We start from the raw sequence: 14,888 nt of genomic DNA on the forward strand, positions 1-14,888 counted from the left end.
AGGTCACTCGCAGGGGATGTTGAGCGACAGCAGCGCGGTGCTCTCCCGCGTGATGCGGAGCTCGCTGACGGCCGCGTTGCGCAGTCGCGGGAAGACCCGGCGGTACTCGGCCGGCGGGATGTGCAGGAGGGAGCACAGCACCAGCCGGAGCAGGGTGTTGTGGGCGACGACGAGGACCCGCTGACCGCAATGGGCTGCGGCGATCCGGTGCAGGGCGGCCGTGCCCCGGGCCGCTGCGGCGCGTGGGTCCTCGGCGCCGGGGAAGGGATGCGCCACCGGGTCGTCCCGGAAGGCCCGCGCCGCCTCGGGGTCCTCGGCCCCGAACTCGGCGAGGGTACGGCCCTCCACCACCCCGAAGTCGCATTCGCGCAGGTCGCCTTCGCGCTGCGGGGTGAGGCCGAGGGCACGGCAGGCGGGTTCGGCGGTGGCCACGGCGCGGGACAGGGGCGAGGTCCACACCGCGTCCACCGGGTGCAGGGCGGCCCAGCGGCCGAGTGCCTCGGCCTGGGCGTGCCCGGCGGCGGTGAGAGCGACGTCGCTCACCCCGGCGTACCGGTTCTCGGCGTGCCAGACGGTCTGGCCGTGGCGGGCCAGCAGCAGGGTCGTACTCATGGGCCTGGAGTATCCCGGTCCAGACGGGCCCGCGCATGCGCCGCCACCGCAGCCGGCAGCCACCCCCGGGACTCCAGCTCCCCCACCAGGCGGGCGTACGGCTCGGCGAAGCGGGCCGTGCGGTCCGGGCGCGGGTCGATGGTCGTCCCGGTGCGGACCATGCCGTCGGCCGCGTCCGCGAGCGTGGGCGCGGCGCCGGTGCCGTATGCGGCCAGTGCGGCCATGCCCAGCGCGGGTTCGGTCTCCCGTGGCACCCGGGCCGGGCGGCCGAGGACGTCGGCGCGGAGCTGGTTCCAGTACGCGCTGCGGGCCGCGCCCCCGGTGAAGGCGAGGGAGCCGTCCAGGGGGGCGCCGAGGTGGTGCAGGTAGTCCAGGCAGAGGCGTTCGGTGAAGGCCACGCCCTGCAGGAGGGCCGCCCACAGGTCGGCGTCCGAGGCCGGGTCGCCGAGGAGGAGGGCGGTGGCCTGCGGGGCCCGGAAGGGGAAGCGTTCGCCGGGAGAGACGAGGGGGTAGGCGACCGCGCCGGACGGCTCGTGGGCGGCGGCGCGGGCATCCAGCACGGCCGGGTCGGCGCCCGCGAAGCGGGCGGTGAGGACCCCGGCGCCGACGCTGGAGGCACCGCCGGGCAGCCATGTGCCGTCCGGTGCACGGTGGTTGTAGACCACGCCGGCCGGGTCGCGCACCGGCTCGGCGGCGGCCCCCTTCAGGACGAGGGTCGTGCCCAGCACCGAGTTCCAGGCACCCTCGCGCAAGGCCCCGGAGGCGATCTGCGCCGCGCAGCCGTCCGTCATGCCCGCGACGACCGGGGTGCCGGCCGGGATGCCGGTGGCCTCGGCGGCCGGCGGGCAGACCTCGCCGAGCCGGCTGCCGGGGCGCACGACGTCCGGGAGGGTGCCCGCGGGGAGTCCGGTGATGTCGGGCCAGCGGTCGCGCTCCACGTCGTACGCCGTCTTCAGGGCGTGGCTGGAGTCGGCGGGGACGGGCCTGCCGACGAGGTGCGCGTTGATCAGGTCGGGCTGGTGCGCCGCCCGGCCGGGGCCGTGCCGGTCGACGAGCCAGCGCACCTTCGGCAGCGCCCAGGTGTCCTGCACCGCAAGGCCCGCCGAGCGCAGCCGTCCCGCCTCGGCCGCCGCCCGGCCGTCGTCGTACATCAGCGCGGGCCCCGTCGGGCGCCCGGCGCGGTCCGTGAGCAGCACGGTCCCGGAGGTGCCGCACACCGCGACCCCGCCCACGCCGGACCTGGCTCCCGCGAGCGCGGCCCGGCAGGCCGCGCACACCGCCTCCCACCACTCGTGCGGGTCCTGCTCGTGCCGCGCTCCCTCCCGGCGCCCGCGCCCGAGCGGCGCCGAGCCGCTGCCGAGCACGGTGCCGTCGGCCGTCACGAGCAGTGCGCGCACCCCTTGCGTACCGAGATCGATCCCGAGCCACGCCGACCCCATCCGGACCTCCCGTACATCGCGACCGGCTCTGTGAAGTTCCCACGCTCTTCTGAGATTTCCCTCTGTTTTCCCCGTGCACAAGGGATTGACGGCCATCCGCTGCCGTTACACCCTCTGTTGTCGGGTCGACTCGCACGGTCGGCCCGAACCGGCTCGGCCGCCCTACCGACGGAGGTCACGGGTGCCCCCTCCCGCGCGCGACCGCGCAGGCTCCCCCGACGGCCGGCCGGCCCGCGCGCCCGGGCCGGCGGACCGGGACACGACGAGCGACAGCGGCACGCACCTCCCGCAGGGGCCCGTGGCCCGGCAGGCCGCCGTGGCCGAACTCGTCCTGGCCGCGGGCTCGGCCACCGCGGCCGAGCTGGCCGAGCGCTTCGGGGTGAGTCTGATGACCGTCCACCGGGACCTGGACGAACTCGAACGGCAGGGCATCGTGCGGAAGTTCCGGGGCGGGGTGACCGCGCAGCCCTCCGGGGTCTTCGAGTCGAACGTGCAGTACCGGCTGAAGACCATGCGTGCACAGAAGGCCGCGCTCGCCGCGCGGGCGCTGAAGTCGGTGGAGCCCGGCATGGCGGTCCTGCTGGACGACTCCACCTCGGCCCTGGAGCTGGCCCGTCTGCTCCGCGTCGGCGAGATCACCCCGCTCACCGTGGTCACCAACTTCCTGGAGGCGATCAACCTCCTCGCCGGCCGGCAGGGCATCCGCCTGATGGCCCTGGGCGGCGACTACGACCGGCTGCACTCCTCCTTCCTCGGGGTGTCCTGCGTGGAGGCGGTCCAGCAGCTGCGGGTGGACGTGTGCTTCGCCTCCACGTCGGGCGTGCACGGCGGCTACGCCTACCACCAGGAGCAGCACATCGTCTCGGTGAAACGGGCGATGCTCGATGCGGCCGCCCGCACCGTGCTGCTGGCCGACCACACCAAGCTGGGCCGGGTCGCGCTGCACCGGGTGGCGCCGCTGTCCCGGTTCGACCTGCTGCTCGTGGACGACGGGGCGTCCCCGGAGGCGCTGCGTGACCTGGACGAGCACAAGGTGCGTTATGAGGTGTGCGGCCTGGATCCGGAGGGAGGGTGACGACCGTGCGGGAGCCGTCCGGGCCGCGCAGCGGCCGGAGCCGCCGCGCGCGCACGCCGCACCGCACGCGCGGGTGACGGCCGGATCCGCCCATGTCCTCGACGCCCAGACGGGAGACTCCCTTCGATGACTTCCATGAGCCGGCCGCGTGTCGTGGCCGCCGGAGACCGCTTCGTCCTGCCGTCGCTGATCACCGAGGCGGTCGGCCGTGAGCTGCGGGGCGCGTGTGACGTAGCAGAGTTGATGCTCGGCTGGCCGCTGGAACCCTTCGGGCCGGTCGCCGAGGTGAGCGAGGCCAGCGACGCCGAGGACGAGCTGATCGGCGCGCTCGCGGACGCACAGGTGCTGGTCACCCAGATGGGCCCGGTCACCGAACGCGTCCTCGGCGCCTGCCCGGCGCTGCGGCTGGTCGTGGTCTGCCGGGGCGGGCCGGTCAACGTCAATCTGGAGGCGGCGGGGCGGCACGACGTCCGCGTGTGCTTCGCGCCGGGGCGCAACGCCGCCGCCACCGCCGAGTTCACCGTCGGCCTGCTCCTGGCGGCCCTGCGCCGCATCCCCCAGGCACACGAGCTGCTGGCCCGCGAAGGGAGCTGGGCCGGGTCGGCGTACTACACGTACGAGCACAGCGGTCTGGAGCTGGAGGACCTGCCGGTCGGCCTGGTCGGCTACGGCGCGGTGGGCAGCCGGGTGGCGCGGGCACTGTGCGCCTTCGGGGCGCGGGTGATGGTGTACGACCCGTATGTGCGCGGGGAGGTGCACGGGCTGCGCGTGTCCTCGCTGGACGAACTGCTGGGCCGTTCGCGGGTGATCACCCTGCACGCCCGGCTGACCGCCGAGACGCGCGGTCTGATCGGTGCCCGTGAGCTGGCTCTGCTGCCGCCCGGCGCGGTGGTGGTCAACGCGGCCCGGGGCCCGCTGCTGGACGAGGACGCGCTGTGCGACGCGCTGGAGGGCGGGCGGATCGCGGCGGCGGCGCTGGACACCTACGCACGCGAGCCGCTCCCCGCGGACTCCCGGCTGCCCGGGCTCGCCGACCGCGTCGTCCTCACCCCGCATCTGGGCGGGGCCAGCCGGGCGGTGGCGGAGAAGGCCGCGCGGATCGCCGCGGCCGAGGTGGGGCGCTGGGTGCGCGGGGAGCCGCTCGCGCACTGTCTGACCTGAACTTCCCTACCCAGGGGGTGTGATGTACGTCGGGATCGATGTGGGCACGTCCATGGTGAAGGCGGCCGCCTTCGACACCGCGGGCCGCGAACTGGCCGTCGAGGCACGGCCGGTGGGGCTCGATCTGCGGGACGGGGCCGTGGAGCAGGACATGGAGGAGGTGTACGCGGCCGTCCTCGCCGTCCTGGAGGCGGTGACCGCGCGGGTGCCGGAGCCGGTGGAGCTGGCCGGCCTGACCGGGCAGGGCGACGGGGTGTGGCTGGTGGACGCGGCGGGGCGGCCCGTACGGGCCGCCCTCTCGTGGATGGACGGCCGGGCCCACGGCCTGGTGGACCAGTGGCTGGAGGACGGCACCTTCGAGACCGTCTTCCGGCGCACCGGCAACGCCGTGTTCCCCGGCTGTCCGGGCCCGCTGCTGGCCTGGCTGGACCGGAACGAGCCGAAGTCGCTGGACGCCGCCGCTGCGGCCGTCTACTGCAAGGACATGGTCTTCCAGCGGCTGACCGGCGGGGCGTCGGCGGTGACGGACGTGTCGGACGCGTCGATGCCGTTCCTGGACCCGCGCACCCGGTCGTACGACAACGGGGTCGTGGAGCTGCTCGGGCTGACCCACCGGCGGGGGCTGCTCCCCCCGGTGGCCGATCCGGTGGCGACGGCCGAGGCGCGCGGTGCGGGTCTGCCGTCCGGCACCCGGCTGGCGAACGGCCCGTACGACCTGCCCGCCTGTGCGCTCGGCGCGGGGGTCGGCGCGCCCGGGGACGGCCTGCTGATCGTCGGCACCTGCCTGGCCGCCCTGGTCGCCACCACCGGCCTGGACCTCGGCGGTGAACCGGCCGGCCTGTACATCTCCACCGACCGGCCCGGCCACTGGCTGCGGGCGATGCCCGCGATGGTCGGTACGGCGGCCCTGGACTGGGTGCTGCGCACCACGGGCGTGCGGCACCCGGAGGTCGACGCCCTGCTGGCCGCCACCCCGCCCGGCGCGCACGGGGTGCGCGTGCTGCCGTACTTCGCGCCCTCCGGTGAGCGGGCCCCCTTCGTGGAGCCGCGGCTGCGTGCCGAACTGACCGGTGTCTGCCTGGAGTCGACGCCCGCGGACCTGATCCGTGCGACGTGCGAGGGCATCGGCTACGCGGCCCGGCACTGTCTGGCCGCGGCGGGTCTGACCGGTTCGCTCGCGGTGTGCGGCGGCGGCACCCGCAGCCCCGCCTGGATGCGGCTGCTGGCGGACGTCCTGGGCCGTCCGCTGCGGGTGGTCGAGGGCGAGGTGGGCGCGCGGGGCGCGGTGCTGGCGGCGGCCGAGCGGTACGGCGTCGCCCTGGACGCGGCGGCCTGGACCGAGCCGACGCTGGTGGTGGAGCCGGACGCGGCGCGGGCGGCGTACTACGCGAAGGGGTATGCGGAGCACCTGGAACGGCTGGCGCAGGCACGGGAACGGGCCCGGCGCTGACCGGGCCCGTTCGGGCGGCTCACAGGTTGCTGAAGTCCGGGCCCTTGGTCCGGGTCCGCTTGATCTCGTAGAAGCCCGGGACGGAGGCGACGGCGAGGGTGCCGTCCCACAGGCGGGCCGCCTCCTCGCCCTTCGGGGCGGGGGTGACGACCGGGCCGAAGAAGGCGATCTGCTCGCCGTCGGCACCCGGCACCGCGATGACCGGGGTGCCGACGTCCTGGCCGACCTTGTCGATGCCCTCCTTGTGGGAGGCGCGCAGTTCCGCGTCGTAGGTCTCCTTGTCGATGAACTCGATCAGGCCGGCGGGCAGGTCCGCGTCGGCGAGGGCGGCGGCGATGCTGTCGCGGTTCACCCCGAGGCCCTCGTTGTGGAAGCGGGTGCCGAGGGCGGTGTAGAGCCTGCCGACGGCCTCGTCGCCGTGCAGCTGCTGGGCCGCGGTCACCACCCGCACCGGCCCCCAGGTCCTGCCGCCCGGCCGCATGTTCTCGGCGTACTCCGCCGGCAGCTCGTCCAGCCTGTCCTCGTTGAGCACCGCCAGGCTCATCACGTGCCAGCGGACCTCGATGTCGCGGACCTTCTCCACCTCCAGCACCCAGCGGGAAGTCATCCAGGCCCAGGGGCACACCGGGTCGAACCAGAAGTCCACGGGGGTCTTGCCGGAGGGGGTGGTCTCGGTCTCGGACATGTCTCTCCTCAGCGAAACGTGCTTTTGAAGACTCAACAACGTGCCTCGCGGCTCCATTCCCTGCTGCCCCGCGTCAGGGGCACATGGCAGGATCGGTCCTGTTCAGCCGTTTCCAAGCGTTCACGAGGGAGTGCCGCCCGTGCCCGGTGAGAATCTGACCCGCGACGAGGCCCGGGAGCGGGCCGCCCTGCTGTCCGTGGACGGGTACGAGGTGGCGCTGGACCTGCGGTCCGCCGTCGGCGACGGGGGCGGGGAGCCGCGCACGTTCCGCTCGGTGACCACCATCAGGTTCCGCTGCAACGAGCCGGGTGCGTCGAGCTTCGCGGACCTGATCGCGCCGAGCGTGACCTCCGTCACACTCAACGGGAAGGACCTGGACCCCGGTGAGGTCTTCGACGGATCCCGGATCGCCCTGGAGGACCTGGCCGCGGAGAACGAGCTGATGGTCGACGCCCGGTGCGCCTACTCCCGCACCGGTGAGGGCATGCACCGCTTCGTGGACCCCGAGGACGACGAGGTCTACCTCTACACGCAGTACGAGCCGGCCGACGCCCGCCGCGTCTTCGCGAACTTCGAGCAGCCGGACCTCAAGGCCCCGTACCGCTTCGAGGTGCAGGCGCCCGAGGGCTGGACGGTGTGGAGCAACGGGGCGGGCGAACTCGCCGACGGCGTGTGGCGGTTCGCCGAGACCAAGCCGATCTCGACGTACATCACCTGCGTGGTGGCGGGCCCGTACCACTGTGTGACCGACTCCTACGAGCGGACCTTCGAGGACGGCACGAAGCTGGAGATCCCGCTCGGCGCCCTGTGCCGCAAGGGCCTCGCGCCCTACTTCGACGCCGACGACGTCTTCCTGGTCACCAAGCAGGGCCTGGACTTCTTCCACGAGCACTTCGACTACCCGTACCCGTTCGGGAAGTACGACCAGGCGTTCGTGCCCGAGTACAACCTGGGCGCGATGGAGAACCCCGGTCTGGTGACCTTCCGCGAGGAGTACATCTTCCGCGGGAAGGTGACGCAGGCGTCGTACGAGGGCCGGGCGAACGTCGTCCTGCACGAGATGGCGCACATGTGGTTCGGCGACCTGGTCACCATGGAGTGGTGGGACGACCTGTGGCTGAAGGAGTCCTTCGCGGACTTCATGGGCACGTTCGCGAACGTCGGCGCGACCCGCTTCGGCAACGCCTGGATCACCTTCGCCAACCGCCGCAAGGCCTGGGCCTACCGTGCGGACCAGCTCCCCTCCACGCATCCGATCACGGCCGACATCCGTGACCTGCAGGACGCGAAGCTGAACTTCGACGGCATCACGTACGCCAAGGGCGCCTCCGTGCTCAAGCAGCTGGTGGCCTACGTCGGCGAGGACGCGTTCCTGGAGGGCGCCCGCCGCTACTTCAAGCGCAACGCGTACGGCAACACGCGCCTGGGCGACCTGCTGTCGGTGCTGGCGGAGACCAGCGGCCGGGACATGACGGCGTGGGCGCACTCCTGGCTGCAGACGGCCGGGGTGAACTCGCTGACCCCGCAGGTGCTGCTGGACGCCGAGGGCCGGGTCGCCGAGCTGGCGGTGGTGCAGGAGGCGCCGGAGTCGCACCCCGAGGAGCGCCCGCACCGGGTCGCGGTGGGCCTGTACCGCCGTACGCCCGAGGGGGCGCTGGAGCGGTACGCGCGGGTGGCGACGGACGTCGAGGGTCCGCGCACGGTCGTCGCGGAGCTGGCCGGGGCCGAGGCCCCGGAGCTGGTGCTGGTCAACGACGACGACCTGACCTACTGCAAGATCCGCTTCGACGAGACCTCGCTGGCCACCCTGCGCGAGCACCTGGGTGCGCTGACCGACCCGCTGGCCCGCGCGCTGTGCTGGTCGGCACTGTGGAACCTGACCCGGGACGCACTGCTGCCGGCACGGGACTTCGTGGACCTGGTGCTGCGGTTCGCGGGCCGCGAGTCCGAGATCGGCGTGCTGCAGATGCTGCACGCGTGGGCGGAGTCGGCGCTGGTGCACTACGCGGCGCCCGAGTGGCGGACGACGGGCGAGGGGCTGCTCGCCGAGGGTGCGCTGCGGGAGCTGCGGGCGGCCGGGGCGGGCAGCGAGCACCAGCTGGCCTGGGCGCGCTTCTTCGCCGCGGTCGCCTCCTCCGAGGCCGATCTCGCGCTGCTGCAGGACCTGCTGGCCGGCACCGAGACGGTCGAGGGTCTGGAGATGGACCAGGAGCTGCGCTGGGCGTTCCTGGGGCCGCTGGCGGCGCACGGAGCGGCCGACGAGAGCGCCCTCGCGGCCGAACTGGCCCGTGACGACACGGCGTCCGGCAAGCGGCACCAGGTCCGCTGCCTGGCGGCGCGCCCGTCGGCGGCGGTCAAGGCGCAGGCCTGGGCGCAGGTGGTGGAGTCCGACACCCTGTCCAACGCCCTGGTGGAGGCGACGATCGCAGGCTTCGACCAGTCCTCGCAGCGGGAGCTGACGGCTCCGTACGCAGCGAAGTACTTCGCGGTGATCGAGCGGGTGTGGCAGGAGCGGTCGATCCAGATCGGCATGGATGTCGTGCGCGGCCTGTTCCCCTCCTTCCAGGACCGGCAGGAGACGCTGGACGCGACGGACGCGTGGCTGGAGTCCCATGCCGAGGCGGCTCCGGCGCTGCGGCGGCTCGTGCTGGAGGCGCGGGACGACCTGGCGCGGTCGCTGCGCGGACAGGCGTGCGACGCGGCGGCGGCCGGAGCCTGAGCCTTGGCCTGAGGTCGCCGCCCCGGTGACCGTTACGGAATTCAGGCAATAGGAGCCGTAACCCCTGGTCCGCACCCGATTGGACCAGGGGTTTTCGCTGCCTACTCGACACCCGAACACCCGTCCTTTAGTACCAGCTTGTCCGCATTTATCGACAGGCGTGTAACAACGGTTAAAAGCGGCACAAGGCGCGGGAACTTCGAGGCCATGACGCACAACACCCCGCTCTCCCCCCGCCCCCTCCGCCACCTCTCCGAGGTCCGCCGCCGCGTCCTGACGGCGGCTCAGCTCCGCTCCCACGGCGTGACGTCCGCCGAACTGACCGAGCAGTGCCGCCCCGGCGGCCCCTGGCAGCAGCTGCTGCCGAACGTGGTCCTGCTCCACCCCGGCCCGCCGACGGGCGAGGAGCGGCTGCACGGCGCGCTGCTGTACGCGGCGCGCGAGTCGGCGCCGGGAGTCCCGTCCCAGCCCACCGCCGAGGACCCGCACCGCCCGGTGTACGCGGACGCGGTGATCACCGGGCTGGCCGCCCTGACCCTGCACGGCTTCTCGTCGACCCCGCCGCTGCCGTCCCTGGACCACGTCGACGTGCTGGTCCCGCGCATGCGCCGGCTGCGCTCGGCGGGGTACGTGCGGGTCCTGCGCACCCCGTCCCTGCCGACGCCCCGCGCGGTGACCGGACTTCCGGTGGCGCCGGTGCCGCGCGCGCTGGCGGACGCGGTGGCGGAGCTGACGGACGCGGGCGCGGTACGGCGCCTGCTGACCGAGGCGGTGCGCGCCGGGCACTGCGAACCGGCCGCGGTGGTACGGGAGTTGACCGCCGCGAAGCTGCTGAACCGGCCGCACGTGGTCGACGCCGTGGACTCGCTGATCGCCGAGGGCCGGGCGATCGCGGAGAACCGGCTCTACCGGATGGTCGGCGAGTACGGTCTGCCCGACCCGGTCTGGAACGTGGACCTGCGCCTGCCCGGCGGCCCCCATCTGGGCGGCGTGGACGCCTACTGGCCGGAGCAGGCGGTGGCGGTGGAACTGGACACGCGGGCGCCGCGCCAGGACGAGGACGCGCTGTGGTCGGAATACGCGCGCAAGCGGGAGCACCTGGAACGCCTGGGGATCACGGTCGTGTACCTCACCCCCAGGAAGCTCAGGGAGTCCCTGGAGCAACAGGCGGCGGTGGTCCGTACGGCGCTGATGGCGTCCGGCGACCGCGATCCGGCCGCCTACGTCGTGGTGCTGCCCCGGTAGTGACGGACCGGGGGAGCATCAGGAGGGGAGAGGAGGGGCCACCGGGCCGGACACCGGTGGCCCCTCCTCGTGCGTGCCGCCGTCCGTCCACTTCTGCTGGGCCGCCCGGGTGAGGGCTCACCCGGGCGGACGAGCGCAGCGGGCGGGGCCGGGCGGCCCGCGATAGACGGGGACACATGAGACAGTCCCGAATAGCGGCAGGCGCCTCCTCCCTCCTCCTCGCGGCCGCCTGCGCCTTCGCCGACCCCGCGACGGCACAAGTGGCGGCACCCCGGGCCATGGCCGCCGGCTACGCGGCCCTCGGCGACTCCTACTCCTCCGGTGCCGGGGCCGGCGACTATCTGCCCTCCGACAAGGACTGCAAGCGCAGCACCCGCGCGTACCCCGCCCTGTGGGCCGAGGCCCACGCGCCGTCGTCCTTCACCTTCGCCGCCTGCAACGGCGCCGGGACGAACGACGTCCTGAAGAGCCAGCTCGGCGGGCTCGGCCCGCACACCGGCCTGGTCACCCTCACCGTCGGGGGCAGCGACGTCGGCTTCGCCACCACGATGGCGACCTGCGCGCTGGGCGGCACCACCCGCTGTCTGTCCGCCGTCACCAGCGCGCGCGGCACCATGGACGCGTCCCTGCCGGCCGACCTCGACCGCCTCTACACGGCCATCCGGGACAGAGCGCCCGCCGCCCGCGTCGTGGTGCTCGGCTATCCGCACCTGTACCGGCTCAAGGGCTCCTGCGCGCTGGGCCTCGCGGACCCGGAGCGTGCCGCCGTCAACGACGCCGTGGACCACCTCAACGCCGTGATCGCCCGGCGCGCCGCCGCCCACGGGTTCACCTTCGCCGATGTCACCGCCGCCTTCGCCGGCCACGAGATCTGCTCCGCCAGCCCCTGGCTGCACAGCGTCGACGTGCTGGCGATCACCGAGTCGTACCACCCGACGGCACCGGGGCAGTCCCTCGGCTACCTTCCGGTCCTCAACCGCGTGTCCTGAGCCCCGCGGCGCCACCGCGGCGCTCCTGCGGCGCTCATACGGCGCCCCTACGGCGAGACGGAGGGTGAGCCGGACGGCGAGGTGGACGGCGGGGCGGACGACGGGGGGTAGCTGGGATGCAGCCCGGCGGGCAGCGGAGCCAGCGGCCCGCACAGTGCGGTCGGGAAGCGGGGCTCCTTGCGCCGCACGTCCTGGCAGCCGCCGCGCACGCTCTCGAGGAACGGCACCCACCCGGACTTCTCCGCCCGGAAGAACCAGCGGTCGCCCAGCGCCGACGAGCAGGCGGGATCCGATGTGTCGTCGCAGGCCGGTCCCGTGCGCCAGGAGAAGTCCAGCACCAGCCACTTACCGTCGCACCGCTGCGCGTCCCGGTACGTGTGCTCGGGCGCATCCGCGGCCATCAGGGCCTGGTCGTAGGAGGCCGGGGTACAGCCGGTGGCCGGCGGGCGGCAGCCGAGCCGGCCGCACAGCCGCAGCGCGGGCGGCTTCGCACCGTCGAGGGTGAAGTGCGTGTCGTGGTCGACGATCAGGTCCTGCCGGCCCAGCGGCCCGGGCAGCCGCACCCGCGCGGTGGCCGGCTTCTCCCGGGTGCACCCGGAGCGCCTGTCCCCCGACGGCGAGGTGAAGGTGATCTGCACCCACACCGCGCCGTTCACCTGGTCGGTGACCACGGCCTTGAGCTGCTTCACACAGGCGCGCGCACCGCTGGGCACCCGTGTGTCGAGGCTGAGCGTGCGGCCGTCGGCCCCGAGCCGGGCGCCGGTGACGCCGGAGGGCTCGGCCGTGGTCCAGGGCAGCGCCGGGGCCCCGTCCGTCGCGCCGACCACCTGTTTCCCGCAGGCCCCGAGGAACAGCACGGCAACCGCCCAGAGCACGGCCGCGGCGCCCCGTCTTCCGCCCGATCGCAAGAGCACTCGATCTCCCCCACCGCATCGATGCCGCCCCAGGACCGGTGCGGGGCGCCGGCGGTCACCGTACCGAAGGGTGCCGCCGGCGCCCCGCCTCGGGCACCGCTACAGCGGCTCGGGCAGCGTCGGCAGGCGCGAGGCCCGCAGATGGACGCCGTCGAGCAGCGCGGCGTACGCGGCGATCATGCGGGTACGGCTGAAGCGTTCGCGGCTCGCCTCCAGCGCCGGGGCGAGGCCGGCGCGGGCGGCGACCGCCGCCGTCCAGGCCTGGGCGATGGCCTCCGGGTCCTGCGGGGTCACGAAGCCGTGCCCCCGTACGATCTCCGCGCTGTCGCCCACGTCCGTGGTCACCGGGACCGCGCCGCACATCATGCCCTCGATCAGGCACAGCGGCGCCGCCTCCCCGGAGGCGGAGGTCAGGGCGACGACGTCGGACCCGGCGTAGACGGTCTCCATGTCGCGGCGCACACCCAGGAGGCGAATCCTTTCCGCGAGGTGCCGGTCCGCACCGAACGCGATCTCGATGTCGGCCCACAGGGCCGGGTTCGTGTCGTTCATGCCCGCGCCGCACATCAGGACGTGCCCCTCGGGCCGGCGGGCGAGGAAGGCACGGGCGGCCCGCAGCAGGAGCGGGACGTTCTTCATCGTGGCGTAGCGGGCCGCGAAGACGATCACCGGTGCCTGGGCCGGGATGCCCAGGCCGGCGCGGAACGCCAGCCGGGCCGCCGGGTCCGGGCGGAAGCGGAGCAGGTCCACCCCGTTGGGAATGACGTGCAGCACGTCGTCGGGGATGCCGGCCGCCGCGTACGCCGCCCGGGTCGACTCGGCGCAGCACACGCACGCCACCACCGTGCCGTCGGCGATGGCGGCCTTCAGCTCGTCCAGGGCGGGGCCCTGGTTCTCGGGGTCGGAGCGGTGCAGGCCGACCACGACCGGGCGGCGCGGCAGGCCGGCCTGGTTCAGGAGAGCGAGCGGCTGCTCCTTGAGGGAGAGGATCACATCGGCCGCCGCCATGGACCGTGCCGTTTCGGCCAGCTCCGGTCCGCTGAAAACGGACGCCGCGACCGATCCGTCCACCAGGCCCGCGCTGCGGCCCAGTGACGTGACCCGCACGCCGCCGGCCGTGAGCGACCGGTAGCAGGGGTCGTCCTCCATCCGCTGCCGGGTGGCCTCGCGGTGGACCTCTCCATGGATGCTGAGTACCTGGTGGGACTGGCCGCCCTCGGCCAGTCCCAGTACGACGTCGCTGTGCACGATCCGGGCCCCTCCGGAGAAGAAACCCTCGTAGACCGACAACACATGCAGTCCGTGCCTCACGCGCACACGACCACCCGCCTTGCACATAAATCGAGCCATCCCCGTGAACACCGGGTTAGCCGATATGAGGCGGTACGGACATTACGTACGAGTTAACGCAGAACTACGCGCATGAAACGTTGCCTAACAAAATTCCTTTTCGATCACGGCGTTCGTGTCCCCGGCCCAGTCCCCGTTGAAATTCAGCGCCAGCGCATGGCGGCCGTCCGCCGTCGTCACCGCCGCGGACGAGGAGCCGTGGATGCCTCCGTCATGCCCCCAGACCTGAACACCGCAGGTCAGCTTGGTGTTCATGAGCCCGAGTCCATAGCCGACGTTCGGGGCGCCGTCGATCTTCACGGTGGTCTTCATTTCCTTCAGCTGCTCGGGCGGAAGGAGCTTTCCGCGCAGCAGGGCGCTGTAGAAGCGGTCGAGGTCCGCGGAATCCGAGATCATTTCGCCGGCCGAGGAGGCGATGGAGGGATTGAGGTCCGTGACGTCGTACGTCGGGCCCGTCGCCCCCTGCGCGAGCTTCGAGTAGGCACGGCTGCCGGGGTGCGGGACCGTGACCCGGGTGCCGGGGAGGGAGGTGGCCGTGAGGTGCAGGGGGTCGATGATGCGGCGGGTGATCTCCGAGGCGTAGGAGTGCCCCGTGACCTTTTCGATCACCATGCCGGCCACGACGTAGTTGGTGTTGGAGTAGTTCCAGGACGTGCCCGGCGCGAAGTCCGGCTTGTGCTTCATCGCGATCGCCACCAGGTCGCGCGGGGTGAGCGTGTCGTAGCGGTGCCGGAAGAAGCCCTCCTTGTGGAAGTAGTCGGCGCCGAAGTCCTGGTCGGCCGTGTAGTTGTAGATGCCGCTGGTGTGGTTGAGGAGCTGGCGGACGGTGATGCTGCGGCCGTCGTGGCCGTGGCCCCGCACCACCCCGGGCAGCCACCGGTCCACCGTGTCGTCCAGGGACAGCCGGCCCTCCGCCTCCAGCTGGAGCAGGACGGTGGAGACGAAGGTCTTGGTGATGCTGCCGACCCGGTAGCGGTCGGCAGCCGAGCGGGGTCCGCCCGTGCGCAGGTCGCCCACTCCGGCGGTCGTGGACCAGGTCCCGTGGGCGTCCTTCGCGGTGGCGGTCACCCCGGGCACGCCGGCCCGGACCGCCTCCTCGATCGCGCGGCGGGTGGCCGCGTGGCCGTCGGACGCGTGGCCGCTCCCGGCGGAGCCGGCCGCGACGGCCGGACCCGCCAGGGCCGCCGTGAGGAGCAGGGTGGTGGCGCCCACCAGGGTCGTACGTACGCGCATGTCTTTCCCCCAACTG

The 14,888-nt window shown here is 73.5% G+C and carries 12 protein-coding genes; 6 read left to right on the top strand and 6 right to left on the bottom strand.

Translation table 11 applies throughout. From position 1 onward, the window contains the following. Positions 1-3: 3 nt before the first annotated feature. Together ACZ7P3_RS09120 and ACZ7P3_RS09125 are read right to left on the bottom strand one after the other, a co-directional pair. Positions 4-612: a histidine phosphatase family protein gene (locus ACZ7P3_RS09120; protein ID WP_472080048.1), complete on the bottom strand. Its 609-nt coding sequence runs from the start codon at positions 610-612 to the stop codon at positions 4-6. Next, positions 609-2,051: an FGGY-family carbohydrate kinase gene (locus ACZ7P3_RS09125; RefSeq protein ID WP_472080049.1), complete on the bottom strand. Its 1,443-nt coding sequence runs from the start codon at positions 2,049-2,051 to the stop codon at positions 609-611. Before ACZ7P3_RS09125 ends, ACZ7P3_RS09120 begins: the two co-directional genes overlap by 4 nt. 316 nt (positions 2,052-2,367) lie before the next feature. Here ACZ7P3_RS09125 and ACZ7P3_RS09130 point away from each other — a divergent pair, with 316 nt between their 5' ends. The 3 genes from ACZ7P3_RS09130 to ACZ7P3_RS09140 all read left to right on the top strand — a co-directional run bounded on the left by ACZ7P3_RS09130 (position 2,368) and on the right by ACZ7P3_RS09140 (position 5,737). After that, entirely contained in the window at positions 2,368-3,126 is a 759-nt protein-coding gene (locus ACZ7P3_RS09130) for a DeoR/GlpR family DNA-binding transcription regulator (RefSeq protein ID WP_472080319.1), read from the top strand. Between the two features lie 126 nt (positions 3,127-3,252). After that, positions 3,253-4,287, top strand: a complete 1,035-nt coding sequence (locus ACZ7P3_RS09135; RefSeq protein ID WP_472080050.1) for a 2-hydroxyacid dehydrogenase — start codon at positions 3,253-3,255, stop codon at positions 4,285-4,287. 22 nt (positions 4,288-4,309) lie between these two features. After that, complete coding sequence (locus ACZ7P3_RS09140) at positions 4,310-5,737, top strand: FGGY family carbohydrate kinase (protein WP_472080051.1); 1,428 nt, start codon at positions 4,310-4,312, stop codon at positions 5,735-5,737. A 19-nt stretch (positions 5,738-5,756) separates the two neighbouring features. On the opposite strand, the gene ACZ7P3_RS09145 is transcribed toward ACZ7P3_RS09140, so the two are convergent. After that, positions 5,757-6,422, bottom strand: a complete 666-nt coding sequence (locus ACZ7P3_RS09145; RefSeq protein WP_472080052.1) for a mycothiol-dependent nitroreductase Rv2466c family protein — start codon at positions 6,420-6,422, stop codon at positions 5,757-5,759. Between the two features lie 139 nt (positions 6,423-6,561). On the opposite strand from ACZ7P3_RS09145, the gene pepN reads away from it, so the two are divergent. The 3 genes from pepN (at position 6,562) to ACZ7P3_RS09160 (ending at position 11,375) form a co-directional block, all read left to right on the top strand. Then, on the top strand, positions 6,562-9,141 hold the full coding sequence (gene pepN, locus ACZ7P3_RS09150) for an aminopeptidase N (RefSeq protein WP_472080053.1): 2,580 nt from the start codon (positions 6,562-6,564) through the stop codon (positions 9,139-9,141). 207 nt (positions 9,142-9,348) lie between these two features. Beyond that, positions 9,349-10,386 (top strand): hypothetical protein, encoded by a 1,038-nt coding sequence (locus tag ACZ7P3_RS09155; protein WP_472080054.1) that lies wholly within the window; start codon positions 9,349-9,351, stop codon positions 10,384-10,386. Positions 10,387-10,562: 176 nt separating this feature from the next. Beyond that, a complete protein-coding gene (locus tag ACZ7P3_RS09160) occupies positions 10,563-11,375 on the top strand; it encodes an SGNH/GDSL hydrolase family protein (protein ID WP_472080055.1) in 813 nt (270 codons plus the stop codon). A 47-nt stretch (positions 11,376-11,422) separates the two neighbouring features. Here ACZ7P3_RS09160 and ACZ7P3_RS09165 read toward each other — a convergent pair whose 3' ends face one another. From ACZ7P3_RS09165 to ACZ7P3_RS09175, 3 genes are all read right to left on the bottom strand, one after another. Continuing rightward, positions 11,423-12,250, bottom strand: a complete 828-nt coding sequence (locus tag ACZ7P3_RS09165; protein WP_472080056.1) for a hypothetical protein — start codon at positions 12,248-12,250, stop codon at positions 11,423-11,425. 138 nt (positions 12,251-12,388) lie between these two features. After that, the gene (locus ACZ7P3_RS09170; RefSeq protein ID WP_472080320.1) at positions 12,389-13,582 is read right to left on the bottom strand and encodes a glycosyltransferase; all 1,194 of its coding nucleotides are present in this window, start codon (positions 13,580-13,582) and stop codon (positions 12,389-12,391) included. 141 nt (positions 13,583-13,723) lie between these two features. After that, positions 13,724-14,872, bottom strand: a complete 1,149-nt coding sequence (locus ACZ7P3_RS09175) for a serine hydrolase domain-containing protein (protein ID WP_472080057.1) — start codon at positions 14,870-14,872, stop codon at positions 13,724-13,726. Positions 14,873-14,888: the final 16 nt, after the last annotated feature.

The organism is Streptomyces sp. NPDC107581, assembly GCF_055657175.1.

What these genes read in the sequence shown, in the direction of transcription:
- ACZ7P3_RS09175 (WP_472080057.1), bottom strand. Translation starts at nt 14,872, where the DNA reads ATGCGCGTACGTACGACCCTGGTGGGCGCCACCACCCTGCTCCTCACG.
- ACZ7P3_RS09120 (WP_472080048.1), bottom strand. Translation starts at nt 612, where the DNA reads ATGAGTACGACCCTGCTGCTGGCCCGCCACGGCCAGACCGTCTGGCAC.
- ACZ7P3_RS09155 (WP_472080054.1), top strand. Translation starts at nt 9,349, where the DNA reads ATGACGCACAACACCCCGCTCTCCCCCCGCCCCCTCCGCCACCTCTCC.
- ACZ7P3_RS09135 (WP_472080050.1), top strand. Translation starts at nt 3,253, where the DNA reads ATGACTTCCATGAGCCGGCCGCGTGTCGTGGCCGCCGGAGACCGCTTC.
- ACZ7P3_RS09125 (WP_472080049.1), bottom strand. Translation starts at nt 2,051, where the DNA reads ATGGGGTCGGCGTGGCTCGGGATCGATCTCGGTACGCAAGGGGTGCGC.
- ACZ7P3_RS09145 (WP_472080052.1), bottom strand. Translation starts at nt 6,422, where the DNA reads ATGTCCGAGACCGAGACCACCCCCTCCGGCAAGACCCCCGTGGACTTC.
- ACZ7P3_RS09160 (WP_472080055.1), top strand. Translation starts at nt 10,563, where the DNA reads ATGAGACAGTCCCGAATAGCGGCAGGCGCCTCCTCCCTCCTCCTCGCG.
- ACZ7P3_RS09140 (WP_472080051.1), top strand. Translation starts at nt 4,310, where the DNA reads ATGTACGTCGGGATCGATGTGGGCACGTCCATGGTGAAGGCGGCCGCC.